Origin of the sequence: Arthrobacter sp. Alg241-R88 (assembly GCF_900537115.1) — a bacterium.
Lineage (GTDB): Bacteria > Actinomycetota > Actinomycetes > Actinomycetales > Micrococcaceae > Arthrobacter.
In genome coordinates this window covers 1-25,554 of the sequence record NZ_UNRG01000002.1, presented here as the reverse complement: position 1 = coordinate 25,554, position 25,554 = coordinate 1, and the positions used below count along the sequence as shown (strand labels likewise).

The window sequence follows — 25,554 nt, the reverse complement described above, 5'->3', positions numbered from 1 at the left end:
CTCAGAGCCCTACGGATGCCAGCAGATGGCCGACTTCCTGCTTGCCGAGGTTGCGGATGCTTCCCTGGCGCTGGTCGCCCAAACCGATGGGTCCCACCTTGACGCGGACAAGCCGCAGGACCGGGAATCCGACGGCGTCGAAGAGGCGGCGGACGATGCGGTTCTTGCCCGAGTGCAGTACTACCTCGATCAGGACGTGGCCGGGAGTGGAGTCAACGAGGCGGAAGGAATCCACCGAGGCAAAGCCGTCCTCCAGTTCCACGCCTTCCTTGAGCTGGGCGCCGATTCCCTGCGGGAAGGGGCCGCGGACCTGGACCAGGTAGGTCTTGGGCACCTCGTAGGAGGGGTGCGTCAGGCGGTTGGCAAGTTCGCCGTCGTTCGTCAGCAGCAGCAGCCCCTCGGTGGCGACGTCGAGCCGGCCCACATGGAACAGGCGTTCGCCGTGCTGGTGGCGAAGGAAGTCACTGATGCACGGGCGGCCCTCGGGGTCCTCCATGGTGGAGACGACGCCCTTGGGCTTGTTGAACACCATGTACACCAGGTTCTCGTCCAACTGGATCCGCAGCCCGTCAACGTGGATGACGGCGGTCTTGGGATCGACGCGGACGCCGAGCTCGGTGACTACCTGGCCGTCCACTTCCACGCGGCCCTCGGCAATCATCTCCTCGCAGACGCGGCGTGACGCGACACCCGCGGAGGCCATGACCTTCTGCAGGCGCACGCCGTCGGCATCGTGGAGTTCCGACTGGGGAACCTCGCCGCGGGGGCCTTTCTTCCGACTCGGCCGGCGTACCGGACCCAGGTTCTGGCCGAAACGTTCGCTGCCGAAAGCACGGGAAGCTGCCGCGCCCGGGGCGCCGGTCCGTGGTTTTGGCTTCAGCGCGCCCGGCGTTCCCGGGGCCTTCTTGGCACCCGGCTTGCGTACTGCAGGCTTCCGGGAGGAAGGCTTTGCAGATTTGGGTTCCGTTGCTCCACGGCCCCCCTGGCCACCGCCCGGAGCCTGGTCCGGATCGATGAACCGCTCCTCGCGCGGCTTGGGTGAGCGGTGCGGGCGGTCGCTGCCGAATCCGCCGCCGCGCTTGGCGGCCCCGCCGCGGAACCCGCCGCCGGAAGCGCCGCCCTGTGAGGTGCTGCGCTGTGATGTGTTGCGTTCGGTACCGTCACGTCCCGAACCTTTACGTGGTGAACCCTGGCGTCCCGCCTGTGTCATGACCCGTCCTTCGATATGTTGACCGGAAAGGTGTCCAAGGACAACCTTAACCAGCCGTGCAGAAATAATCTGCCCTTATAAGTACTCTTGCGTGCCGCCAAGGCGGTGCCCTGGCTACATTCCTTCGGCGTCGTAGAACTCCGCAATCCCGTCCAGCCCCGGGAGGTGCGGGGACAGCTGCGGCAGCTCAGCCACCGAACTGATTCCCATCCGTTCCAGGAAATATGAGGTGGTCCGGTAGAGGACCGCGCCGGACTCCGGATCCGTTCCCGAGTCCTCGATGAGTCCGCGCTGGGCGAGCGTCCGTACGACAGAGTCAACATTGACTCCCCTGATTGCGGAAACCCTGGCCCTGGAGACCGGCTGGCGGTATGCAATAACCGCGAGCGTTTCCAGGGCGGCCTGGGTAAGCCTGGCTGTTTGTCCCTCCAGCACATATTTGCCCACGATGTGGGCGAATTCAGTACGGGAGTAGATCCGCCAGCCGCCGGCGACCTTCCGCAATTCAAAACCCCGGGGGCTGGAGCCAAAACCAGTTCCACTGGCTTGATCCATATCCGGGGCTTTAACAGTATAGCCGCTATAATCCCGCTGAAGTTCTGCAAGCAGGGCACCGACCGCGTCAACGGGAAGTTCGAGTCCGGCAGCCAGTTCTTCCTCCGTGGCGGGTTGGTCTATCACCATCAGCACCGCTTCAAGGGCTGCTTTGGCCCCACCCGGAAGGTGTGCGACGTCCGGCTCCCCTTCGCTGGTACCTTCTGTTGCCTGCCCGGTCACAGCTGCTCCTCAAATTCTTCGCTCAGATTTTCCGCCGACCATTCCCCGTTCCCGGCAGTCCAATGCACGGCAAGGTCCCCCAGCGGCGACAACTGGTCGAAGGAAACCGCCTTGTCCCGGAACAGCTCCAGGAGGGCAAGGAACCGTGCAACCACTACCAGGGTGGACTCTGCATCGGCGATCAAGGCCCGGAAGGTCAGCGGTGATTCACCCTGAAGACGCAGGCCCATTGCTTCTGCCTGCTCCTTGACGCTGACATTGCCGCCGTGCAGGTGTGCCAGTCCTACCTCTGTTTGCTTCGGAACCTTGGGCTGCAGCGCGGCTTCGGCCAGGCGGGCGAACTGTTCCGGACTGTGTTTCCAGACCAGCTCGGGAAGCATGGCCGCGAAGTGTTCCTCCAGGGCGACCTGCCGGGGGAACCGCATTGCCTCCTGGTGGAGGGATTCGCCGAGCAGTCCCGCCACGTGCTTAAAGGCTTTGTACTGGAGCAGCCGCGCGAAGAGCAGGTCCCTGGCTTCGAGCAGCGCGATGTCCTCATCGTTTTCAACTTCTCCCGCAGGAAGGAGCCGGGCAGCCTTGAGGTCCAGCAGCGTTGCGGCAATCACCAGGAATTCGCTGGCCTCATCCAAGGCCCACTCCTCGCCCAGCTTCTGCAGGTTCCGGATGTACTTGATGAATTCGTCGGTCACCGTAGCGATGGCTACCTCGGTGATGTCCAGCTGGTGCTTGGCGATCAGTCCGAGCAGGAGGTCGAAGGGACCCGTGAAGTTGGCCAGCCGCACCTCAAAGCCGGGCTTGGATTCGGCCACCGGGTAGCTAGGGCGCGCCGCCGCGCGAGATCAGTTCCTTGGCGAGCCGGCGGTAGGCGTCGGCGCCTACGTGGTTGCCGGCGTAGCTGGTGATCGGCTCCGCGGCAACGGTGGCGTCGGCGAACTTGATGGAGCGCTTGATCACGGTCTCGAAGACCTTGTCGCCGAAGGCCTCCACCAGCCGGGTGATGACCTCGCGGCTGTGCAGTGTCCGGGCGTCGTACATGGTGGCCAGCACGCCGTCCACCTGCAGGCGGGGGTTGAGCCTGTCCTGGACCTTGTCGATGGTCTCCACCAGCAGCGCCACGGCACGGAGGGCAAAGAACTCGCAGATCAACGGGATGATGACACCGTGCGCCGCGGTGAGGGCGTTGACGGTCAGGAGGCCAAGGGACGGCTGGCAGTCGATGAGGACGACGTCGTAATCGTCTTCGACTTTCTTGAGGGCGCGGTCCAGGACCTGCTCGCGGGCCACCTCGTTGACCAACTGGACTTCAGCCGCGGAGAGGTCGATGTTAGCGGGCAGGAGGTCCACGTTTTCCACGCCGGTCTGGTGGATGGCATCGCGGATGTCCACCTTGCGGTCCATCAGCACGTTGTACACCGTGAGGTCGAGTTCATGCGGATTCACGCCCAGGCCGGCAGACAGGGCGCCCTGGGGATCGAAGTCGACCAAAAGCACCCGCCGGCCGTACTCAGCCAGCGCCGCAGCAAGGTTAATGGTGGACGTGGTCTTTCCGACCCCACCCTTTTGGTTCACCATGGCGATGACGCGGGCCGGACCGTGGGAGGCCAGGGGCGCAGGTTCCGGGAACTCGCGGTATGGGCGCCCCGTGGGTCCCATCACCGCGTCTTCCAGGTCGAATTGCGTGCCCTCCAGAGTTGCCGAACCCTGTTCGCTGCTCACGTATCTATCCACACTTTCGATGACGGTGATTTCCTGCCGCTGGCTGGCCAGCAACGCTCCTTCTTCTCCCCAAGGTTACAGCGCCCGACACGGTATTCCAGGCAACTTGACTTTCCCCGGATGTTGAGCCTTGACCCTCTAGCTGAGGTCGAAGGTTGCCTTTTTCCCCGCACGCAACTGCCCCCGCAGCATAAGGCTGCGGAGGCAGTGGCGGTGGCTCCGGGGTGCTGCGGCCTAGGCGTTCGCAGGCACCGGCCGTGCTTCGGTTTCAGCAACTGCAGGCTCCGCGTGGCCGGCAATCATGGTCTGCTCGTCGAAGGGCAGTTCACCGGAGAGCACCTGGTTGACCTGGCCGCCGTCGATCTCCTTGACCCAAGTGCCAATGAGCACGGTGGCTACGGCGTTTCCGGTGAAGTTGGTCAGGGCGCGGGCCTCGGACATGAACCGGTCGATGCCTACGATCATGCCCACGCCGCCCAGCAGTTCGGGCTTGTGGGCCTGCAGGCCGGCAGCGAGCGTGGCAAGGCCGGCACCGGTGACACCGGCTGCGCCCTTGGAGGCAATGATCATGAAGATGAGCAGGGAGACCTGTGCGCCCAGGTCCAGCGGCGTGCCCATCGCGTTGGCAACGAACAGGGAGGCCATGGTCAGGTAGATGGCCGTTCCGTCGAGGTTGAAGGAGTAGCCGGTGGGTACCGTGACGCCCACAACGGGCTTGGAGACACCGAGGTGTTCCATCTTGGCGATCAGGCGGGGCAGGGCAGCTTCGGAGGATGACGTGGAGAAGATGAGCAGGTACTCGCGGCCCAGGTACTTCATCAGCTTGAAGATGTTGACGCCCGTGACCACCTTGAGCAGGCCGCCCAGGATGACCACGATGAACAGTGCGCAGGTGATGTAGAAGGCAGCCATCAGGGTGAACATGCTGACAATGGCCTGGACGCCGGTAGCTCCCACGACAGCGGCGATGGCACCGAAGGCGCCCACGGGGGCAAGCCACATGATCATGATCAGGATGCGGAATACGAGGACCTGGCCGTGGCCGATTGCCTTGAGGATGGGAGCTCCCTGCGGGCCCATCTTCTGGAGGGCAAACCCTACGAGGATTGCAGCAAAGAGGGTGGGGAGAACGGGAATATCTCCTGGAATGATGCCAAGGAGGAAGGCAACGGTGCTGTCTACTTCCGCCTTCTTGTTGGGGTCGTAGGGAGCAAGCTTCAGGCCCTCGCCCGGGTGGATCAAGTTGCCGACCACCAAGCCGATGGCGAGCGCGAACGTCGACATCAGGACGAAGTAGCCCAGCGCCAGGCCGCCTACCTTGCCTACGGTGGCAGCCTTCGCGATCGAGCCGATGCCCAGGACGATGGTGCAGAAGATGACCGGAGCGATCATCATCTTGATGAGTTTGATGAAGCCGTCGCCAAGCGGCTTCATGGACTTGCCCACCTCAGGGAACATCAGTCCCACCAACGCGCCGAGGATGACGGCGGCGATAACCGCGATGTAGAGGTAGTGCGATTTGTCGATGCCCTTGCGCCGCGTCTTCACGGTGTCAAGCGACTCTCCTCGTTGAGAAGCCATGATGTGTCTCCTTTGGATAATCTGATAGACGCTGCGGCACAATCTCTGGGCTGAACGCGTCCTCCGGTGTGATATCCATCATTGGGCAGGTGGTGACCCAGCTCACCGTTGCGTTCATATTGGTCGTGGAGCCCATGTTTGTGCGGAAGATGCCGGGAGGTACAGATGATCCACCGCTGGAGTATCGCCCGACGGCTCTTCGTGGCGAACCTGCTGATTGTGGTGGCGTTCATCGCCATCGTCGGGTCGGCCACGTACGTGGACGCCCGGGACCGTACCTATGACGAGGCCGGCCGGCGGATGGCAGGAATCGCGGCCTCGGTGGCGGCAAATCCTCTGGTTCTGGAAGCGGCTGCGGCTCCGGATCCCACTGCCCTCCTGCAGCCCTATACGCGCGACGTTATGGCCGCGGCCGACGTCGACTTCATCACCATCATGGCCCCGGACCGTACCCGCTGGACCCATCCGCGTGACGAGGAAATAGGGCGCCCCTACATCGGCTCCGTTGACGCAGCACTCAAGGGTGGAACCCTCACCGAGGTCACCGCCGGCACCCTAGGGCCGTCCGTAAGGACCATCGTTCCGGTCAAGGATGCGGGCGGTACGGTCAGGGCATTGGTGGCCGCCGGGGTCACAGTGGGAACCGTGGATGTTGCCTTCGCCGCCCGCCTGCCAGCCCTGTTGGCCATCGGCCTTGCCCTGCTGGTGGGCGGCTCCGTGGCATCCTGGCTGTTGGGCCGGTATCTGCGCCGTGTCACCCGGGGCTGGGGGCCGGAGCAACTGGCGCAGTTGTTTGCCTACTACGAGTCCGTGCTGCATTCGGTGCGTGAGGGCCTGATCCTGATCGACACCAAAGGCAGTGTTGTTATGTACAACGACCAGGCCGCCGAACTGCTGGGCCTTGATGAAACCGGCACCAGGGATCCCATCCGACCGCCATCGCTGGCCGACCTTCCCCTCGATGATGAACTCCGCGGCCTGTTCGAGTCCGGCCGCACGGCCAAGGACGAGATCGTCCTGGCCGGATCGCGCGTCCTGGTGGTGAACCAGGGGCCTGCCAAGGGGCCGGAGACCGCCGGCAGCCGTGGCAGGACCCCTGTGTACGGCACGGTGGCCACGCTGCGCGACCGGACCGAGATCGAGGCGCTGGGAAACGAGCTGGCAACCATGCGGACCCTCTCGGACGCGCTGCGGGCGCAAACCCACGAGCATGCGAACCGGCTCCATACGATGGTTTCACTACTGGAGCTTGGGCGCACCCAAGAGGCTTTGGACTTTGCCACCAAGGACCTGGAACTCAGCCAGCAGCTAACGGATGACATGGTCAGCTCCGTGGACGAGCCGGTACTGGGCGCGCTGGTGATGGGCAAGGTGGCCGAAGCCCATGAGCGGGGCGTCCAGTTGGATGTGTCGGCGCTGGGCTCAGCGACTGTGGCGGGAATTGCTGTCCAGGACCTGGTCACTATCCTGGGGAACCTGCTGGACAACGCAATCGATGCCGCGGCGGAAGGTCCCGCTCCACGACGGGTGGAGTTGACGGTGGAGTCCGATGAGGAAGGCCTCGACATCTCTGTCCACGACTCCGGAGCGCCGCTTGATCCATCCGCTGCGGGGAACATCTTCCGCCACGGATACAGTACAAAGCCGGCGGGCCCCGGCGGCCGGGGCATCGGGCTCGCCCTGGTGCGGCAGGCGGTACAGCGCCTGGGAGGTACCCTGACCATCAACGGACGGCGCGGCGCCAAATTCGAAGTGTTCCTCCCCGCAGCGGTGCCGGCACAGAAGGAGCACGAACAGTGAGCAACATCCGGGTCCTCGTCGTCGAGGACGAAGCCATCGCGGCCGCCGCGCATGCAGCGTACGTGGGACGGCTGCCGGGCTTCGAGCTCGCCGGCACCGCCCCGGACGGCCAGTCTGCCCTGCGGCTCCTCAACGAGTTTGCTGCTGCGGGAAACCCGGTGGAACTTGTCCTGCTGGATATGAACCTGCCCGACCTTCACGGCCTGGACATTGCGCGCCGGATGAGGGCGGCGGGAATACTGGCGGACATCATCGCCATCACGGCCGTCCGTGAGCTGGCCATCGTGCGCAGCGCAGTTGCCATCGGCGTTGTCCAGTACCTGATCAAGCCGTTCACCTACGCCACCTTCTCGGACAAGCTGGCAAGTTATCAGCAGTTCCGGCAGCAATTGGCGGGCCCGCAGGGCGGGTCCGGGAAGACTGGAGCTTCCCAAACCGACGTGGACCAGGCGTTCGCCAGCCTGCGCGCACCATCGGAGCTGCCCCTACCCAAGGGCCTTTCAGTTTCCACGCTGGCGTCCGTCCAGGAGTTCATGAAGCTGCAAAAGGGCGCCGTGTCCGCCACCGAGGTCATGGATGCGCTCGGTATGTCGCGGGTCACGGCGCGCCGCTACCTCGAGTATCTGGCCGACGCCGGAACAGTCTCCCGGACCGCCCGCTATGGCACACCCGGGCGGCCGGAAAACGAATACCGCTGGGGCGGCCGCTGACCGGGCAGTCCGTCCCTGAGCTTGTCCGAATCTCTGACGCGAAAGCTGCATGTATACAAATAGCAGTTGATCTGGATGATTTAGGGCCGAATCCTGCCGCAGAGGCAGCCCTGTGTATACACTGGTGTCAATGCCAACGAAGGGACAGCCAGTGCGAGCCAGCGACCGGGCCTATGCCGCGCTCCGCGATGACATCGTCCAGTGGCGGCTCCAGCCCGGAGCCCTGCTGGCCGAGGTGGAACAGGCAGAACGGCTGGGGGTCTCCCGCACGCCCCTCCGGGAGGCGCTGGGCCGGCTCACGGCAGAAGGACTGACGACGGCGGCAGGCGGCCGCGGCGTCGTCGTCACCGGCATCTCACTGGCGGATATCGACGAACTGTTCGAGCTCCGCGAGACGCTGGAGGGAAAGGCCGCCGCCCTGGCAGCGGAGCGGGGCGATCCGGAAACGTTTCGGAACCTGGAGGCAGAGTTCCGGGCAGCGCCGTCACTCATTACCGGGCCGGCACCCGCCCTGCAGGACTACTACCTGCTGGTGGACCGGCTGGACTCCGCCGTTGACGCCGCAATTTCCAACTCCTACCTGGCCCAGGCCATGCGCAGCCTCCGGGTGCACCTGGTCCGTATCCGCCGCCTCGCCGCAGACGACGCAGCACGGCTCACAGCCGCAGCAGCCGAACATGCAGCCATCGCCGAGGCCATTGCCATCGGCAATCCCCGCCTGGCGCAGGCAGCGACCACCCTCCACCTGCACCGCAGCCTGTCCCACATCAAAGCCACCCATCCATCCCGCTAAAGGAGCACCATGGTCAAGGAACACCACGTCCGCGTCTACAAGAGCGAAGAAAACCTGCCCCGCGAGGACCAACTTGCGTACAAAATCGCCAGGGTGGCCGCCGACCCCGTGGAGGTGCCTGCCGAGGTCACCGACATGGTCATCAACAGGGTGATCGACAATGCTTCGGTGGCCGTGGCTTCGCTCAACAGGGCACCGATCGTGGCAGCCCGGGCGCAGGCCCTCACCCATGGTCCCAGTTCCGGTGGAAAGGGCGCCAAGGTCTTCGGTATCGGCGAGCGCATCTCACCGGAATGGGCGGCGTGGGCCAACGGCGTGGCGGTGCGTGAACTGGATTACCACGACACCTTCCTGGCTGCTGACTACTCCCACCCTGGCGACAACATTCCGCCGATCCTGGCTGTGGGCCAGCACGTGGGCTCAAACGGCCGGGACCTGGTGCGGGCGATCGCCACGGGGTATGAGATCCAGGTGAACCTGGTGAAGGCGATCTGCCTGCACAAGCACAAGATCGACCACGTCGCCCACCTTGGCCCGTCCGCAGCCGCCGGCATCGGCACGCTGCTGGGGCTGGACGTCGAGACCATCTTCCAGTCCGTGGGGCAGGCCCTGCACACGACGACGGCGACGCGCCAGTCCCGTAAGGGCGAGATTTCCACCTGGAAGGCGCACGCGCCGGCCTTTGCGGGCAAGATGGCCGTCGAGGCGGCAGACCGGGCGATGCGCGGCCAGACCTCCCCCGTGCCGATCTACGAAGGCGAGGACGGGGTGATCGCCTGGCTGCTGGACGGTCCAGACGCCTCCTACCTGGTGCCCCTGCCCGAAGCCGGCGAAGCCAAGCGTGCCATCCTGGACACCTACACCAAGGAACACTCCGCCGAATACCAGGCGCAGGCCTGGATCGACCTGGCCCGGAAGCTGAACCGTGAGCACCCGGAGGCCACCGACCCGGCGAATGTGAAATCCGTGCTGATCAGGACCAGCCACCACACCCACTACGTCATCGGGTCCGGCGCGAACGATCCCCAGAAATACAGCCCCACCGCTTCCCGGGAAACCCTGGACCACTCCATCCCCTACATCTTCACCGTGGCTCTGCAGGACGGCGCCTGGCACCACGTGGACTCCTACTCCCCCGCCCGTGCCGCCCGGCCGGACACCGTGGACCTGTGGCAGAAGGTCACCACCGAGGAAGATCCCGAGTGGACCCGGCGCTACCACTCACTGGACATCGCAGAGAAGGCCTTCGGCGGCTCCGTGGAGATCACCCTTACCGACGGCACCGTGATCACGGACGAGATTGCCGTGGCCGATGCCCATCCACTGGGTGCCCGCCCCTTCGGCCGCGGGGAGTACATCACCAAGTTCCGCACCCTGGCCGCCGGCCTCGTGGAGGAAGCCGAAATCGAACGGTTCCTCGCCGCCGTCGAACGCCTGCCGGAACTGGCGGCAGGGGAACTCGACCAGCTGAACATCACGGCAGCCCCGGGCGTGATCGACCTCGCTGCCGCACCGAAGGGACTTTTCTGATGCTGTATTCCAAGGTCACGCCGGAGCAGAAGCGGCTCCGGTTCCGGGAGCTTTTGGCATCCGGGACCATCCAGCAGTTTCCCGGCGCCTTCAACCCGCTCTCGGCCCGGCTGATCGAGGAGAAGGGCTTCACCGGGGTCTACATATCCGGTGCGGTCCTGGCCAACGATCTTGGTTTGCCGGACATCGGGCTGACCACCCTCACGGAGGTGGCCACCCGGGCGGGGCAGATCGCCCGCATGACGGACCTGCCTGCGATCGTGGACGCCGACACCGGCTTCGGTGAACCCATGAACGTGGCCCGCACCGTGCAGGAACTTGAGAACGCCGGGCTGGCGGGCCTGCACATCGAGGATCAGTTCAACCCCAAGCGCTGCGGCCACCTCGATGGCAAGAACGTGGTGGACCTGGAGACGGCAGCCAAGCGCATTCGTGCCGCCGCCGACGCCCGCCGCGACCCGAACTTCCTCATCATGGCCCGCACCGACATCCGCGCCGTGGACGGACTCCAAGCCGCGCAGGACCGGGCCCGGGCGCTCGTGGAAGCAGGAGCGGACGCCATCTTCCCGGAGGCCATGAAGGACCTGGCTGAATTCCAGGCCATCCGCGACGCCGTCGACGTCCCGATCCTGGCCAACATGACAGAGTTCGGCAAGAGCGAACTGTTCACCGTGGACCAGCTCCAGGGCGTCGGGGTGAACATGGTGATCTATCCGGTCACCCTCCTCCGTAGTGCCATGGGCGCTGCCGAGCGTACGCTGGAAGCGATCAAGGCTGAGGGCACGCAGGAAGCGCAGGTGGGCAGCATGCTCACCCGCGCACGCTTATACGATCTTGTTGACTACGAAGGCTACAACCGCTTCGACAGCGGAGTGTTCAATTTCCGGGTCCCCGGGGAGTAGGGAAAACCGCGCCGGCTCCGGCCGGCACAACAGGCGACAGGAACGAAGGAGTTTCAGCATGGCTGAAGAGGACATCAAAAAGGGTCTTGCCGGCGTCGTGGTGGATTACACGTCCGTCTCGAAGGTCAACCCGGATACCAATTCCCTGCTGTACCGGGGCTACCCGGTTCAGGAGCTCGCCGCGAGGTGCAGCTTCGAGGAGGTGGCCTACCTGCTCTGGAACGGTGAACTTCCCACGGAACAGGAGCTGGTGGAGTTCACTGCACGGGAGCGTGCCGGCCGGGCCCTGGATCCGGTGGTCAAGCAGGTGATCGATGCCCTGCCGGAAAGCTCCCATCCCATGGATGTTTGCCGGACCGCTGCCTCGGTGATGGGCGCCCGGCACCCGCTGGCGGAAGACTCCTCCCGCGAGGCCAACATGGCCAAAGCCATCGACTTGTTCTCGGCCATGCCGGGCGTCGTGGCCTACGACCAACGCCGCCGCCACGGGCAGGATGTCATTGAGCCGCGCGACGACCTGGGCTATTCGGCCAACTTCCTGTGGATGACCTTTGGGGAGGAGCAGGTGCCGGAGGTAGTGGAGGCCTTCAACGTCTCGATGATCCTCTACGCCGAGCACTCCTTCAACGCCTCCACCTTCACGGCCAGGGTGATCACGTCAACGCTCGCGGACCTCCACTCGGCCGTCACGGGGGCCATCGGCGCTTTGAAGGGACCGCTGCACGGCGGTGCCAACGAGGCAGTGATGCACACCTTCGACGAAATCGGCATCCGCCCGCAGGAGTCCCTGGAGGAAGCGGCTGCCCGTGCCAAGACGTGGATGGAGAACGCCCTGGCCCAGAAGAAGAAGGTTATGGGCTTCGGGCACCGTGTGTACAAGCACGGCGACTCGCGCGTGCCCACCATGAAGGCTGCCCTGGACAAGATGGTGGCCCACTACGGCCGGCCCGAACTGCTGGGCCTCTACCAGGGCCTGGAGAAGGCCATGGACGAAGCCAAGGCCATCAAACCCAACCTCGACTATCCCGCCGGCCCCACCTACCACCTGATGGGGTTCGATACCGCCACGTTCACTCCCCTGTTCGTCGCCAGCCGCATCACCGGGTGGACGGCGCACATCATGGAGCAACTGGATTCAAACTCCCTGATCCGCCCCTTGAGCGAATACGTCGGTCCCGAGGAACGGCACGTTCCGTAGGCGGGCGGAGCGTACGACGGCGGGACGGCCACGCAGGTGGACATCCCGCCGTCGGTCATTACTGCCTAGGGCAGGAGGCTCACGGACGACGCGACAGTTTCGTTGTCGCTGTTCAGCGTGACCACCACGTTGACCCTGCCGCCTTCGAGCACCACTGGAAGCCAGTGATCGGCATCCTGCCACATACGGTCCACCGGCAGGATGCCGGTCTGGAACCACTGCGGCGTGATCTCGTCGCTTTCTTCCGGCTCCCCCACCCATCGCCGGGCGGTGAAGAGGCGGGTGTGCATGTCCCAAGCCGGCTTGGCCGGGAACACAAACTGCACCACGCCGGCGTCCGCCAGGTCTTCCGGGCGGACCGTCACACCGGTTTCTTCCCTGACTTCGCGGACCACGGCTTCGGCCTCGCTCTCCCCCGGTTCGACGTGTCCTCCAATGCCCACGATCTTGCCGGTGCCGAAACCTGTCCGTTTGAGGCCCAGCAACACCTCCGGGCCGGAATCCCCGTCACGGAGCAGGAAGCAGAGAGTCACCCTTGCTGCAGTCATGCGCTCAAGCCTATGGGGTTGGCCAGTTGCCGGCGAGGAAGCGCACGGGGCGCTGAATATGCCAAGCTCTACGTGTGGCTCCCGAAACTGCACCCGGGATACGGCCGGCCCGTATCTCGACCCTTGACGCCCGCCTGCCGGAGTGGCTGGTGCGCAACCCTTTGTACTGGGGCTGGGCCTGGGCCTGTTTTTGGACGGTCCTGATTGTTGTGGATGAATTCGTGGACCTGGCAGGCTGGACGTGGTATCTGCTGGTGGCCGCGGCTGCCCTGCCCACCCTGCTCAGCACCCTGGCCGTGCTGCACGTGACTCCCCGGCAGCAAGTGAAGGCCGCCCGGGAATCGGTTTTGGGACTGTTCTTCGTGCGTTTCCTGGCACTCGTTGCGGCCTTCATGGTGTGGGCCATATCAGTGGTGCTGAGCGCGTCCATCTCCACCACCATCCAAGCGGTGGCGGGTGATTCCGAGCGTGAGGTGACAGCTCTGGGTTTCAAGCTGATGGCTGCCCTGTTCCCGGTTGTGGTGGCCGTCCTGTGGCTGGCGTTTGTTGCCCGGTGCGCCTGGTTCCTGCGGAGGCTGCGCGGCTGGCGGCAGGTTCCTGCACTCTTACGGGTGCCGAAATCGTTCCTCCGCGGCCGGCCGCGCCTGCGGCGGGTGGTGATCGGCCTGGCGCATCCGGGACTGATGTTGCTCGCGGGGATGGGCACGTCGGCGCTGGCTTTCCTGCTGGGGCCGGTGGAACTGACCATCGAGGCGCTGCTCTAGGTGTCCCCGGCAATACATCTGTGCAGCCCGGGACGGTGCTTGGGCAAGCTCAGCCGAGGGCCCGGGGATGTGCGGCCGCGTAGATCTCACGCAAGGTGTCCGCTGTGACCAGGGTATAGACCTGGGTGGTGGTCACCGACGCATGGCCCAGCAGCTCCTGGACCACGCGGACGTCGGCACCGCCTTCGAGCAGGTGGGTGGCGAAGGAGTGACGCAGGGTGTGCGGTGAGACGTCCTTGGTGATGTTCGCCTTCTCGGCGGCGGCCTTCAGGATGGTCCAGGCGCTCTGGCGGCTGATCCGGCCTCCGCGGGCATTCAGGAACAACGCCGGGGTGCCCTTTCCCTTGGCCGCGAGCAGCGGGCGTCCCCGGACCAGGTAGGCGTCGAGGGCGCGGGCGCCGTAGGACCCCAGCGGCACCAGCCGTTCCTTGGAGCCCTTGCCAAAGAGCCGTACGATGGCCGGCCCGGTTTCCGCCTCCTGCAGGGAAATATCGTCCACGTCCAGGCCCACGGCCTCGCTGATCCGCGCACCGGTGGAGTACAGGAACTCCAGGAGGGCGCGGTCGCGCAGCCCTGTTGCGGTGTCGGTGCCGGCTGCCTCCAGGATCCTCGTTACTTCGTCCACACTAATGGCCTTTGGCAGCCGCTTTCCGGGCATGGGCGGATGGACGTCGCTGGCGGGGTCGGTTGGCGTGAACCCTTCCAGGGCCCAGAACTTGTGCAGCCCCCTGACGGCGACCACAGTCCTCGCCGCGGACCGCACACCAAGGGCTGAACCGCCGTCGGAACCATCCGTCAGCGCCCGGACGTAACCGGTCACGTGGTGGCGGGTGATGTCCTGGGGGCGGCTGCACCCGGCGGCTGCCAGGTAGCGGGAGTAGCGGGCCAGGTCCCTGCGGTAAGCGGCGAGCGTATTGGCGGCCACGCCGCGTTCCACGCCCATGTGCTGGAGGTAGTCGGTGATGGCGCGCTCGATGGCTGTTGGCGGGGAAGCCGGCGGCGGGGCGTCACGAACCGGTCCCGGCGCGGCCGGTCCAGCGGGAGCGGCTTCAGCGGGAACCGGTCCAGCCGGAGCCGCTTCAGCAGGGTGCAGCCCAGCCGGAGCCAGTTCGGCAGAGGGACCAGGGACCATCAGCGCTGGCTGGGGTGCGCGGGCCAGGGCGCGTCTGCGGGGCGAAGATTGGTATATCCCGCACCGCGGGCGGCTGCGGCGGCAAGGATCCCGACGACGGCGGACGGGTTATGGAGCCTCCCTGCCAGCACCGACTCCACGGCGTCGTCCAGCTTGATCCAGTGGAACTCGATCTCGGCTTCCTCGTCCGTCCGCTCATGGCGTTCATGGTGCGGGACGTCGGTGAGGTCCCGGGCCAGGTAGATCCTGATGGCCTCGCTGGAGGAACCGGGCGAATTGAAGAAGTCGGCCAGGACGTTCCAGGTGCCGGCCGCGAGGTCCGCTTCCTCGGCGAGTTCGCGGGCCGCGCCCACCACGAAGTCCTCGCCTTCGATATCCAGCAGTCCGGCGGGAATCTCCCAAAGGTCCATACCCACGGGGTGCCGGTACTGCTTGAGAAGGAGGATCTCGCCGTCGTCGTTCATGGGCAGGACGGCCACGGCACCCGGGTGTTCAATGTAGTCCCGGGTGAGGGCCTCGCCCGTTTCCTGCAGTTGGAAGCTGTCGCTGACCACATCCCAGATCCGGCCTTCGTAGACCTTCTCCGTAGACAAAAGACGGCGCGGGCTCGGTGCATCCGAAACCTTTACTACGTGGGTGGCTTCAGGTGTACCGGGCATCGCGCCGTCCTTTTTATCGTGCGGAACTACTTAGCGGCTACCGTACCGGACTGCTCGGCTTCGGGGGCAACAGCACCCAGGCCGGCGGCCGTGTCGGAGCCTTCCTGGTGGTCCAGGGCTGCCTTGACGAGCCCGGCGAACAGCGGGTGCGGCCGGGTGGGGCGCGAGCTCAGCTCAGGGTGCGCCTGGGTGGCCACGTAGTATGGGTGGACGTCGGCTGGAAGCTCAACGAACTCCACGAGCTTGCCGTCCGGGGAGGTGCCGGAGAATACCAGCCCTTCGGCTGCGATCTGGTCGCGGTACTTGTTGTTCACCTCGTAGCGGTGGCGGTGGCGTTCGCTGACAGTGGTCTTGCCGTACGTACCGGCGATGACCGAACCGGCGTCGAGCTTGGCCTCATACAGGCCCAGGCGCATGGTGCCGCCAAGGTCGCCCTTGCCCTCGACAATGTCGAGCTGTTCTTCCATGGTGGCGATGACCGGGTACTTCGAATCCGGCTCGAATTCGCTGGAGGACGCACCTTCCAGTCCCACAACGTTGCGGGCGTACTCGATGACCATGCACTGCAGGCCCAGGCAAAGTCCCAGGACGGGCAGCTTGGTCTCGCGGGCGAATTTCAGCGCACCCAGCTTGCCCTCCAGGCCGCGGATGCCGAAGCCGCCCGGGACGCAGATGGCGTTGACGCCGTCCAGCGCCTTGATGGCGCCTTCCCGGGTTTCGCACTCGTCCGAGGGAACCCAGCGGATCTTGACCTTGGTGTCGTTGGCGAAGCCGCCGGCCCGCAGGGCCTCGGTGACGGACAGGTAGGCGTCCGGAAGGTCGATGTACTTGCCGACGAGGGCGATTTCCACGTGGTGCTTGGGGTTGTGGACGGCCTCCAGCAGCTTGTCCCAGCTGGTCCAGTCCACGTCCTTGAACGGAAGGTCCAGGGCGCGCACGATGTAGGAGTCCAGGCCCTGGGAGTGCAGGGTCTTGGGGATGTCGTAGATGCTGGGCGCATCGGCGGCGTTTACTACGGCGTCAATGTCGACGTCGCACATGCGGCCGATTTTTTCGCGCATGGCGTCCGGCACTTCGCGGTCAGAGCGGATGACGATCGCTTCGGGCTGGATGCCGATGGAGCGCAGGGCTGCGACGGAGTGCTGCGTCGGCTTGGTCTTCAGTTCCTGGGACGGTCCGATGTACGGGACCAGCGAGACGTGCAGGAAGAAGACGTTGGTGCGGCCGATGTCCTGGCGGACCTGGCGGGCCGATTCGAGGAATGGCTGGGATTCGATGTCTCCAACGGTGCCGCCGATTTCGGTGATGATGACGTCCGGAGCGTTCTTGCCTTCGGCCGGCAGCCGCATCCGGCGCTTGATCTCATCGGTGATGTGCGGGATGACCTGCACGGTGTCGCCGAGGTACTCGCCGCGGCGTTCCTTGGCGATAACGGTGGAGTACACCTGGCCCGTGGTGACGTTGGCCGAGCCTTCAAGGTTTTCGTCGAGGAAGCGCTCGTAGTGTCCAATGTCCAGGTCCGTCTCAGCACCGTCGTCGGTGACAAAGACTTCGCCGTGCTGGAAGGGGTTCATCGTGCCCGGATCCACGTTCAGGTAGGGATCGAGCTTCTGCATAGTTACAGACAGGCCGCGTGCCCGCAGGAGATGACCGAGGCTTGAGGCCGTCAGTCCCTTACCGAGCGAGGACGCCACACCACCGGTTACGAAGATGTGTTTGGTCGTCTTGGACGAGCCCGGGAACCGGGAATTTACACGGGAATTTGATCGCTGCACCACGGAATTCGAGCCTATCATCAAATGAGCCTTCCACGGGTCGGGAACTGCTTCCGCAAATGATCCAGTCTGCGCGTCCGGGCGACCCGTAAGCAAGGGCGGCCCCGTTCCACGATCCCCACGCGAGGCGCGGTTACGCCCGCTGTGGCAGCAGTTTGGCGTCGTCCAGCAACTCCTGGGCGTGCGCCTGCGCCGACTCCGAGTCCTCCTGGCCGGCAAGCATCCGGGCCAGTTCGCGGACCCGCTCGGGGCCGTCAAGGAGGCGGACATCACTTGATGTGAACCCGGTTGCCGTTTTGCCGTCGGCTCCCCGGACCGAGGTTTTGGTGACCGTGATGTGCTGGTCCGCGAACGCTGCCACCTGCGGCAGGTGCGTGACCACAAGCACCTGCACGTGCTGTGCCAGCATGGCCAGCCTGCGCCCAATCTCGACGGCGGCGCGTCCGCCCACCCCGGCGTCCACCTCATCGAAAACGAACGTGGGGACGGGGTCCACGGCGGCCAGCACCACTTCGATGGCCAGCATAACCCTGGAGAGTTCACCGCCGGACGCCCCCTTGCCCAGCGGCCGGGCAGGAGCCCCTGAGTGCGGCTGCAGCAGGAAACTGATCTCGTCCGCGCCGTGCGGTCCAAGCTGGCCGGTCGGCTCGAGATTGATCACCAGCGTGGCGTCTGCCATGGCCAGGGCCTTCAGTTCGGCGCTGACCCGGGAAGAGAGCTCCTTGGCGGCTTTGGTCCTGATCCTGGTGATGGCCGCGGCCTGCTTCTGCAGGTCAGCCTCGGCCCGGACCACTTCCGCGTCCAGTGTTTCGATGCGGGTTGAATCGTCCTGAAGTTCGTCAAAGCGCACCCGGGCGTTTTCAGCCCACTGGAGGACTTCGTCAATGGACGGGGCATATTTTCTGATCAGCTTGGCCAGGACGGCGCGCCGGTCCTCGATCTCCGCCAGCCGTTCCGGTCCTTCGCTGTCCAGCCCGGCCTGGTAGCTCGCCAGTTCGGTAGCGATGTCATTCAGCAGGAAACCCACCTCGGCCAGGCGCGCTGCTGCGGAACCGAGTTCGGCGTCGTGCTCAGCCACGTGTTCAAGGGTCCGCTTCGCAGCGTCCACCAGGGTGGTGGCGTCACCCGCTTCGCCGAAGTCCTCGGCGATCAGGGCCTGGTGGGCCGTACTCGCCGCGATCCGCAGTTCCTCAACATTGGCCAGCTTTACTGCCTCTGCCTTGAGGAGTTCGTCCTCGCCGGGCTGCGGGTCCACGTCGTCGATCTCAGCCAGTGCTGCCTCGAGGGATTCGGCTTCGCGGAGCCTGTCCCGGGCGGCACTGCGGAGGGCATCAAGCTCCGACTGGATGGATTTCCAGTGGTTATACAGGCCCTGGTAGTTGGCGAGGGGCCCCGCCAGCGTTTCCCCTGCGAACTTGTCCAGCGCGCCGCGCTGGGCTACGGCACCCTTGAGCCGGATCTGGTCCGACTGGCCATGGACCACCACCAGCGTTTCGCCGATTTCGGCGAGGACGCCTACGGGGGCGGCGCGCCCGCCCAGGAAAGCACGGCTGCGGCCGTCCGCGCCCAGCCGGCGGGCGAGGATAAGCTCAGCGCCGCCGTCGAACTCTTCCGCCTCGGCGCCTGCCTCCAGTGCGCGCGCGATGGCGGGGTGTCCGGCATCGAGCTTCAGGACTGCCTCGGCAGTTGCGCTCTTGGCGCCGCTCCGGACGGCGCCGGCATCCGAACGGGCTCCCAGGAGGAGGCCGACGGCGGTGACCACCATCGTTTTGCCCGCGCCGGTCTCGCCTGTCACCACGCTCAGCCCGGGGCCCAGCGGCAGTGTTGCGTCGGTGATGACGCCCAGATCGCGGATTCTCAGTTCTTCAAGCATGGTTCACTTTGCGGTTGAGGGATCGGGATCGACGTCCGGCTGCCCGGTGTGCGGCAGCTGAAGCGGCGGCATCGGCCGCGGGGTCCGGACGATGGGGATCGGACCGGTGTGGATGGCGTCAGCCTTGGGGACTGGCCCCCGCCAGCCGTGGATGGGCAGTTCGAACTTCCGCACCAGCCGGGCCGAGAACGGGGTCTGATGGGTCCGTGCCAGGCGCACGGGGGTAGCTGACTTCGTCACCTCCACCCGGGCACCCGGCGGCAGGTCCACCGAACGCCGGCCATCACACCACAACACGCCCTGGGCATCTGTCCTGCCAAGGACTTCAACGGCGAGGCGTGAGCGCGGCGATACCACCAGCGGCTTGGCGAAGAGCGCATGGGCACTGATGGGAACAATCACCAGCGCCTCCACCTCCGGCCATACCACCGGGCCCCCGGCGGAGAATGCGTAGGCCGTGGAACCCGTGGGGGTCGCCAGCACGATGCCGTCGCAGCCGAAAGTCGTGAGCGGACGCTCGTCCACCTCGGTGACCACTTCCAGCATGCGCTCCCGGTTGGCCTTTTCGATCGCAGCCTCGTTCAGGGCCCACGTGTGCCAGATCTTCTGTCCCCGGACCCACACCTGGACATCGATGGTCATGCGCTCTTCCACCGTGTAATCCCGGCTGGCGATCCATTCAACGGTCTGGGCCAAGTCCGCCCGCTCGCTCTCGGCCAGGAAGCCCACATGGCCCAGGTTCACGCCCAGCAGCGGCACGTCCACTTCGCGGACCAGCTCGGCGGCGCGGAGGATGGTGCCGTCACCACCCAGGACCATCACCAGTTCAACGTCGGGGAGCTGGACGTGGTCGTGGAGCACTTCCACCGGCTGGGACAGGTGCCCGAAGAACCGTTCCATGTCATCCAGCTCGGAGTCCTGCATCACCGGGACGATGCCGGAGGCGTGCAGCAACGCGCAGGCCTCCCAGGCGGCCTTCAGCGATTCCTCGCGGCCGGTGTGGGCGAGGACCAGTACGCGCCTGCTCATCAGGTTCCGCTCTCTAGTGGTTGTGCCAGATCGTTCCGAGCAACGCAGCGGTGGCTGCGTCTCGCTCTTCGATCTTAGGCAACTCTTGGCTCATCCTGCGCTTTATCCACAGGAAGTATTCGACGTTTCCGTCCTGGCCGGGAAGCGGGCTCTGCGCGAGGCCGCGGAGGTCCAGGCCGGCCTCGAAGGCAGCCCGGGCCACTTTTTCCACTGCCATCCGGCGCTCCCGCTCGGAATTCACCACGCCGGTCCGTCCCAGCCGGTCCTTGCCGATTTCGAATTGCGGCTTCACCATGAGGACCAGGTCACCGCCCGGCTCCGTGCACAGGGCCAGGGGCCGGACCACCAGGGTCAGGGAGATGAAGGACAGGTCAGCCACGGTGAGGGCTGCGGGGCCACCGATGTCCTCAGGCGACATGTACCTGACGTTGAGCCCCTCATGGACGTCCACGCGGGGATCTTCCCGCAGCTGGGGCACCAACTGGCCGTGCCCGACGTCGACCGCCACCACATGCGCCGCGCCGCGCCGGAGCAGGACATCAGTGAAGCCGCCGGTGGAGGCGCCGGCGTCGAGGCACCTTTTCCCGCCCGGCGAAACGTCGGGAAAGGCGTCAAGGGCGCCCGCCAGTTTGTGGCCCGCCCGGCTCACGTAGGTGTCCTGCTCATCATGCTGGACCACCAGGTCCCTGTCCTCCGGGACTTGGACGGATGCCTTGCTCAGGACCTGCCCTGCTGAACTTACTTTTCCTTCAGCGATGAGCGTGGCGGCATGGGTGCGGGACCTGGCCAGGCCGCGCGCAACCAACGCCTGGTCAAGGCGCACCGGCATCAGGCGCCACTTTCCGGGAGGTTGATGCGGGGGCGGGTTTGCTCCGCCGGGTCGGCGTCCAAGGCAGCGCGCAGTTCGTCGTGGAGTTCACTGTAGGCCGCTTCGTGCTCTGCAACCGGTGTCCCGGGCACACCGTCCAGACGCGCCAGGGACTGTTGCACCAGGGGATCCGGCACCTCGTCGTGGTTTATCCGCGGCCAGTCCAAGGAAGGCTGGGCTGCTGCGGACTCGTCAGGGGGGCTCAGCTCAGTCATCCAACCAGTCTAGTGATCCAGCCACACGAGCTGCGGCGCCTGCGCCGTGGACGCGTCCGGAGTGGCCGCCCACCAGGCTGCGCACGCTGCCCGCCAGGAGTCCAGGTTGTCCTGGCTGCCAATGATGCCCACCGCACCATTGGCCACCCGCGCCGTCGCCCCGCCGCACGTGTAGGTCCCGTCGGCTTGCGTGACAGCAGGGTAAGGGCGGTACAGGTCCGGAAGGGAGCTGATGATGTAGTCCGGCCGTTCGGCGGCCTTCGCGGCCAGGATGGTTTCCCGGGTGTCGACGCCGGTCAGTACCGCCACCGTTGCGAAGCCTGCGTTGTTTCCGCCCAGGATGTCAGTGTCCAGCCGGTCACCGACCACGAGGGGGCGCTCTGCGGCGAGGCGCTTGGCGGCCGAGTGGAAAAGCGGCGCTTCCGGCTTGCCGGCGACCCGGGGCGTTTGGCCAGTGGCTGCGGTGACTGCGGCAACGAGGGTGCCGTTGCCTGGCGCGATGCCACGGGCCTGCGGGATGGACATGTCGGTGTTGGTTGCCACCCAAACGGCCCCGGCCGACACCACGTAGGCTGCCTCGGCGAGTTCCTTCCAGCCAATGGCCGGGTTGAAGCCCTGCACCACTGCCACCGGATCCTCCTCCTGGCCGTACACCGGCACCAGGCCCACTAGTTCGATCTCCTGCGCAAGCGCCGGGCTTCCGGTGATCAGCACCCTCGAACCCGGGGGCAGCTCTGAGGCGAGCAGCTCCGCAGCGGCCTGGGAGGAGCTGACCACCTGGTTGTCAGCCGCCGGCGCGCCGAGCTCACGGAGGTGGGCTGCGACGTCGGCAGGGGTGCGCGACGCATTGTTCGTCACGTAGCCCAGGCCAACTCCGAGGCCTTCCAGCTGCTGCAGTGATTCCACCGCACCAGGAATGGCGTGCGGGCCCGCGTAGACCACGCCGTCCAGGTCCGCGAGCAGCGCATCGAACAGGGAAATCAGGGTGGCTTCAGTCATCCGCTTTAGTCTTCCCGGCGATCCTGGTGGTCCTCCGGAGTTGTGCTGTCCGGCAGGGCCTCTCCGTTGTTGTCCAGTTCGTCGTGGTCCAGTTCGTTGTGGTCCAGTTCGTCGGCCTCCACGGAGTCCTCGTCGGATTCAGCGTCGTCGGAGACGAAGTAATCCGGCTCCTGGTCGTCGATGCTGGCCTCGACGGCTTCGCCGGAACCAGCGGGCGTCTCCTCGCTGCCAGCGGTGGACGTGCCGGCTGCGGTGGATGTGCTGGCAGCGGTGGATGTGCTGGCAGCGTCAGTTGCTGTTGCGGACGAAGCTTCAGCAGCAGTACCCGAAGCGGTGGATGCCCGCTCCAGGAGGCGGCGGCGTTCCTTCTCTTCGCGAGCTTCCTCTTCCTCGTCCCAGCCCAAATCGATGATGTCGGGTTCTTCGTCAACGCCCAGGCCCAGCGCATTTTCCGCCACGACGGCCTGCTTTTGCCATTTCTCCGACTCAGCCGTGCGGCCCACGGCGGCGAGTGCGTCGGCGTAGGCGCGGAAGAGGCGCGGGCTGTAGGAGAACGCGCGGTTGATGTCCAGCTGCGGGATCTCCAGTTCCGCCACGGCGGCGTCGAGCTGGCCTAGGTCGGCACGGGCCCCGGCGGCCACGATGGCGAGTTCAGCTTTGCCTGGAGCGTCCAGGTCCTGGGCTTCCTCGGAGCGGACCACATCGAGTGCGCGGTCGGGACGGCCAAGCCCACGTTCGCAATCTGCCATCACCGGCAGGTGCACGTTGGAGCCGCTGATCCGGCGGTACGTCCGGAATTCCCTCAGCGCTTCGCCGTAGTGGCCGGCGGCATAGGCTGTGAGCCCCACGGCTTCCCGGACAGCAGCCAGCCGGCCGCCGCGCCGGCTGGCGGCCAGGGCGTGCTGGAAGGCCAGTTCGGGCTCGTCGTCAATCAAGCGGCCGGCCATCACCAGGTGGCGTGCCACCCACTCGGCGCTGTTAGCCTCAAGCGTCTTTATCTGGTGCTGAGTGGCGCGGTCCAGCTCCTTACCCGTGACATCCTCGTCGATCTGAGGCGACCGTTCACGGTCCGGACGGTTGGCGCTGCGAAGGTCACGCATATTCGGGACGCGGGCCGGACGCTCTTCCTGGCGGTCCCGGCCAAAGGTGCGGGGGCCGCCGTCGCGGTTGGCATCACGGTCGAAGCTGCGGGGACCGGCGGCACGGCTGGAGTCACGGTCGAAGCTGCGGGGTCCGGCGTCGCGGTCGAAGCTGCGAGGTCCCCGGTCCTGGCGGTCTCCCCCACGGCTGGGGCGGTCGCTCCGGCCTCCGAAGGGCTTCCTGTTCTCGCCGCCGGCGAACCCACGGCGGTCACCTTCGCCATCGCGGCGCGGACGGTCGCTGAAGGAACGGTTGTCACGGTCACCGTAGGGCTTGCGGTCGCGATCCCCGAACGGCTTACGCTCACCGCCACCAAAGCTACGACGGTCCCCCTCACCATCCCGGCGGGGGCGGTCGCCTTCACCGTCGCGGCGCGGGCGGTCGCTGAAGGAACGGTTGTCCCGGTCACCATAGGGCTTGCGGTCGCGGTCCCCGAACGGCTTGCGCTCACCACCGCCGAAGCTACGACGGTCCCCCTCACCATCACGGCGCGGGCGATCACCAAACGGTTTCCTGTCACGGTCACCGAAGGGCTTGCGATCCCGGTCGCCGAACGGCTTACGCTCGCCACCGCTGAAGGGCTTACGCTCGCCGGCACCTGAACCGCGACGATCCCCCTCGCCATCACGGCGCGGACGATCACCAAACGGTTTCCTGTCACGGTCACCGAACGGCTTACGCTCTCCCCCGCCGGCTGACCGGTCGGAACCTGCGTTGTCGCGGTTGGCCCGGGAGCGGAATCCACGGGGATCACCACCGGAATTGTTGTTACCGCGGAACCCGCCGCGGTCATTTCCGCCGCGGTTGCCGCCGTTGTGCTCAGCCATGTGGATTCCTCCTGTTGTGAGCCGACCACTGGCGCAACTGCAGCCGCTCGTATCCGTGTTTCGTTTTCCTACGCAACCCGAAATCAAGCGCTTCGAAGTCCGTACATCTTCATCAATTCTAGTGGAGTTGCCCAACATGGCAGGACCGGGCAGGGCCAGGGACCAGCATCGTGGCAATATTCACACTCCCCAGGAACGCTCTCTCCCTCGATGCGGGTTTTGGAGTGACGCTCTCTCACTCGATGCGGGGTTTTGGGTGATGCTCTCTCACTTGATGTGGCCTTTTGGGTGATGCTCTCTCAGTTGGCGGTGTTCCAGGTGTTGCTCTTCCGTGTGATGGTCGACGACGACGGCGGGTTTGGGATGGTGCCGGCTGGGCCTTAGCTCCTGGGCGGGTGAGGGATCGTTGGGTTTGAGAACACGTCGAGTGAGAGAGCGATCGGGAAAAGCCGCGTTAAGTGAGAGAGGGATCGGGAAAAGGCCGCGTTAAGTGAGAGAGGGATCGGGAAAAGCCCGCGTTAAGTGAGAGAGGGTTCCGGGTGGTGTTTTTGTTTGTTAAATGTGGGAGGCCCCAACCTGGTGGTTGGGGCCTCGACCTAATGGTTGTCCGGCGGTGACCTACTCTCCCACACCCTCCCGGGTGCAGTACCATCGGCGCTGTGGGTCTTAGCTTCCGGGTTCGGAATGGGACCGGGCGTTTCCCCCACGCTATGACCGCCGTAACCCTTCTACCCGTCCCCCAGTGCGGGGGTGGGAAAACTGTGGTTACAACATTGTGGTGTTGTTATTCAGTTGTTCGTTCCCTGCAACGAACCGGTTTGGTTTGTTGTTTGGGAACCACATAGTGGACGCAAGCAGTCTTATTTATCTTTTTACCAGTGCTTGGTGTGAACGTCTTTTGAATGCCGTTCACGCAGTRGTGTGTGGTGTAAGTTATCGGCCTATTAGTACYGGTCAGCTTCACGAGTCGTTAGTCCTCGCTTCCACATCCGGCCTATCAACCCAGTGGTCTGGCTGGGGGCCTCTCACACACAAGGTGTATGGAAATCTCATCTTGAAGCGAGCTTCCCGCTTAGATGCTTTCAGCGGTTATCCCATCCGAACGTAGCTAATCAGCGGTGCACTTGGCAGTACAACTGACACACCAGAGGTTCGTCCGTCCCGGTCCTCTCGTACTAAGGACAGCCCTTCTCAAATTTCCTGCGCGCGCAGCGGATAGGGACCGAACTGTCTCACGACGTTCTAAACCCAGCTCGCGTACCGCTTTAATGGGCGAACAGCCCAACCCTTGGGACCTACTCCAGCCCCAGGATGCGACGAGCCGACATCGAGGTGCCAAACCATGCCGTCGATATGGACTCTTGGGCAAGATCAGCCTGTTATCCCCGAGGTACCTTTTATCCGTTGAGCGACGGCCATTCCACAATGTACCGCCGGATCACTAGTCCCGACTTTCGTCCCTGCTCGAGATGTCTCTCTCACAGTCAAGCTCCCTTGTGCACTTACAC

Annotated in this window: 22 protein-coding genes and 2 rRNA genes; 7 read left to right on the top strand and 17 right to left on the bottom strand. The window is 65.3% G+C overall.

Translation table 11 applies throughout. The features are described 5' to 3' along the window. Position 1: 1 nt before the first annotated feature. The 5 genes from G6R19_RS04940 to G6R19_RS04920 all read right to left on the bottom strand — a co-directional run bounded on the left by G6R19_RS04940 (position 2) and on the right by G6R19_RS04920 (position 5,284). A complete protein-coding gene (locus G6R19_RS04940; RefSeq protein ID WP_163162983.1) occupies positions 2-1,210 on the bottom strand; it encodes a pseudouridine synthase in 1,209 nt (402 codons plus the stop codon). 114 nt (positions 1,211-1,324) lie between these two features. Next, positions 1,325-1,987 (bottom strand): SMC-Scp complex subunit ScpB, encoded by a 663-nt coding sequence (locus tag G6R19_RS04935; RefSeq protein WP_163162981.1) that lies wholly within the window; start codon positions 1,985-1,987, stop codon positions 1,325-1,327. Next, a complete protein-coding gene (locus G6R19_RS04930; RefSeq protein WP_163162979.1) occupies positions 1,984-2,796 on the bottom strand; it encodes a ScpA family protein in 813 nt (270 codons plus the stop codon). Before G6R19_RS04930 ends, G6R19_RS04935 begins: the two co-directional genes overlap by 4 nt. 7 nt (positions 2,797-2,803) lie before the next feature. Further along, a complete protein-coding gene (locus tag G6R19_RS04925) occupies positions 2,804-3,703 on the bottom strand; it encodes an AAA family ATPase (protein WP_104045332.1) in 900 nt (299 codons plus the stop codon). Between the two features lie 234 nt (positions 3,704-3,937). Then, the gene (locus tag G6R19_RS04920) at positions 3,938-5,284 is read right to left on the bottom strand and encodes a cation:dicarboxylase symporter family transporter (protein ID WP_163162977.1); all 1,347 of its coding nucleotides are present in this window, start codon (positions 5,282-5,284) and stop codon (positions 3,938-3,940) included. Positions 5,285-5,449: 165 nt separating this feature from the next. Between G6R19_RS04920 and G6R19_RS04915 the strand changes: the two genes are divergently transcribed. The 6 genes from G6R19_RS04915 to G6R19_RS04890 all read left to right on the top strand — a co-directional run bounded on the left by G6R19_RS04915 (position 5,450) and on the right by G6R19_RS04890 (position 12,217). Continuing rightward, positions 5,450-7,084 carry a sensor histidine kinase gene (locus tag G6R19_RS04915; RefSeq protein ID WP_163162975.1) on the top strand — a complete coding sequence of 545 codons (1,635 nt, stop codon included), beginning with the start codon at positions 5,450-5,452 and terminating at the stop codon, positions 7,082-7,084. After that, positions 7,081-7,794 (top strand): response regulator, encoded by a 714-nt coding sequence (locus G6R19_RS04910; protein WP_163162973.1) that lies wholly within the window; start codon positions 7,081-7,083, stop codon positions 7,792-7,794. The genes G6R19_RS04915 and G6R19_RS04910 overlap by 4 nt, the downstream gene beginning before the upstream one ends. Before the next feature lie 151 nt (positions 7,795-7,945). Continuing rightward, the gene (locus G6R19_RS04905) at positions 7,946-8,587 is read left to right on the top strand and encodes a GntR family transcriptional regulator (protein ID WP_163162971.1); all 642 of its coding nucleotides are present in this window, start codon (positions 7,946-7,948) and stop codon (positions 8,585-8,587) included. Between the two features lie 9 nt (positions 8,588-8,596). Continuing rightward, positions 8,597-10,117 carry an MmgE/PrpD family protein gene (locus tag G6R19_RS04900; protein ID WP_163162969.1) on the top strand — a complete coding sequence of 507 codons (1,521 nt, stop codon included), beginning with the start codon at positions 8,597-8,599 and terminating at the stop codon, positions 10,115-10,117. Next, positions 10,117-11,019, top strand: a complete 903-nt coding sequence (gene prpB / locus G6R19_RS04895; protein WP_163162967.1) for a methylisocitrate lyase — start codon at positions 10,117-10,119, stop codon at positions 11,017-11,019. The genes G6R19_RS04900 and prpB overlap by 1 nt, the downstream gene beginning before the upstream one ends. Before the next feature lie 58 nt (positions 11,020-11,077). After that, complete coding sequence (locus tag G6R19_RS04890) at positions 11,078-12,217, top strand: bifunctional 2-methylcitrate synthase/citrate synthase (protein ID WP_163162965.1); 1,140 nt, start codon at positions 11,078-11,080, stop codon at positions 12,215-12,217. A 65-nt stretch (positions 12,218-12,282) separates the two neighbouring features. Here the strand turns inward: G6R19_RS04890 and G6R19_RS04885 are convergent, their stop codons facing one another. After that, entirely contained in the window at positions 12,283-12,765 is a 483-nt protein-coding gene (locus G6R19_RS04885) for an 8-oxo-dGTP diphosphatase (RefSeq protein WP_163162963.1), read from the bottom strand. A 74-nt stretch (positions 12,766-12,839) separates the two neighbouring features. On the opposite strand from G6R19_RS04885, the gene G6R19_RS04880 reads away from it, so the two are divergent. After that, complete coding sequence (locus G6R19_RS04880; protein WP_240341770.1) at positions 12,840-13,529, top strand: hypothetical protein; 690 nt, start codon at positions 12,840-12,842, stop codon at positions 13,527-13,529. Positions 13,530-13,578: 49 nt separating this feature from the next. Here G6R19_RS04880 and xerD read toward each other — a convergent pair whose 3' ends face one another. From xerD to G6R19_RS04825, 11 genes are all read right to left on the bottom strand, one after another. Then, positions 13,579-14,661 (bottom strand): site-specific tyrosine recombinase XerD, encoded by a 1,083-nt coding sequence (xerD, locus tag G6R19_RS04875; protein ID WP_205484249.1) that lies wholly within the window; start codon positions 14,659-14,661, stop codon positions 13,579-13,581. Then, positions 14,661-15,320 carry an NUDIX hydrolase gene (locus G6R19_RS04870; RefSeq protein WP_163162961.1) on the bottom strand — a complete coding sequence of 220 codons (660 nt, stop codon included), beginning with the start codon at positions 15,318-15,320 and terminating at the stop codon, positions 14,661-14,663. Before G6R19_RS04870 ends, xerD begins: the two co-directional genes overlap by 1 nt. A gap of 26 nt (positions 15,321-15,346) precedes the next feature. Then, a complete protein-coding gene (locus G6R19_RS04865; RefSeq protein ID WP_163162959.1) occupies positions 15,347-17,116 on the bottom strand; it encodes a CTP synthase in 1,770 nt (589 codons plus the stop codon). A 112-nt stretch (positions 17,117-17,228) separates the two neighbouring features. Next, a complete protein-coding gene (gene recN / locus G6R19_RS04860) occupies positions 17,229-18,968 on the bottom strand; it encodes a DNA repair protein RecN (protein WP_163162957.1) in 1,740 nt (579 codons plus the stop codon). A gap of 3 nt (positions 18,969-18,971) precedes the next feature. Next, complete coding sequence (locus G6R19_RS04855) at positions 18,972-19,997, bottom strand: NAD kinase (RefSeq protein WP_163162955.1); 1,026 nt, start codon at positions 19,995-19,997, stop codon at positions 18,972-18,974. 13 nt (positions 19,998-20,010) lie between these two features. Continuing rightward, positions 20,011-20,826, bottom strand: coding sequence for a TlyA family RNA methyltransferase (locus G6R19_RS04850; protein WP_163162953.1), 816 nt, complete (start codon positions 20,824-20,826; stop codon positions 20,011-20,013). Next, on the bottom strand, positions 20,826-21,080 hold the full coding sequence (locus tag G6R19_RS04845) for a hypothetical protein (RefSeq protein ID WP_163162951.1): 255 nt from the start codon (positions 21,078-21,080) through the stop codon (positions 20,826-20,828). Before G6R19_RS04845 ends, G6R19_RS04850 begins: the two co-directional genes overlap by 1 nt. A 9-nt stretch (positions 21,081-21,089) precedes the next feature. Next, complete coding sequence (locus tag G6R19_RS04840; protein ID WP_163162949.1) at positions 21,090-22,079, bottom strand: HAD-IIA family hydrolase; 990 nt, start codon at positions 22,077-22,079, stop codon at positions 21,090-21,092. 5 nt (positions 22,080-22,084) lie between these two features. Then, on the bottom strand, positions 22,085-24,046 hold the full coding sequence (locus G6R19_RS20355; RefSeq protein WP_163162947.1) for a hypothetical protein: 1,962 nt from the start codon (positions 24,044-24,046) through the stop codon (positions 22,085-22,087). 605 nt (positions 24,047-24,651) lie between these two features. Then, positions 24,652-24,768, bottom strand: a 5S ribosomal RNA gene (rrf, locus tag G6R19_RS04830). A 201-nt stretch (positions 24,769-24,969) separates the two neighbouring features. Continuing rightward, positions 24,970-25,554: ribosomal RNA gene (locus G6R19_RS04825) — 23S ribosomal RNA — on the bottom strand; the annotation flags it as partial.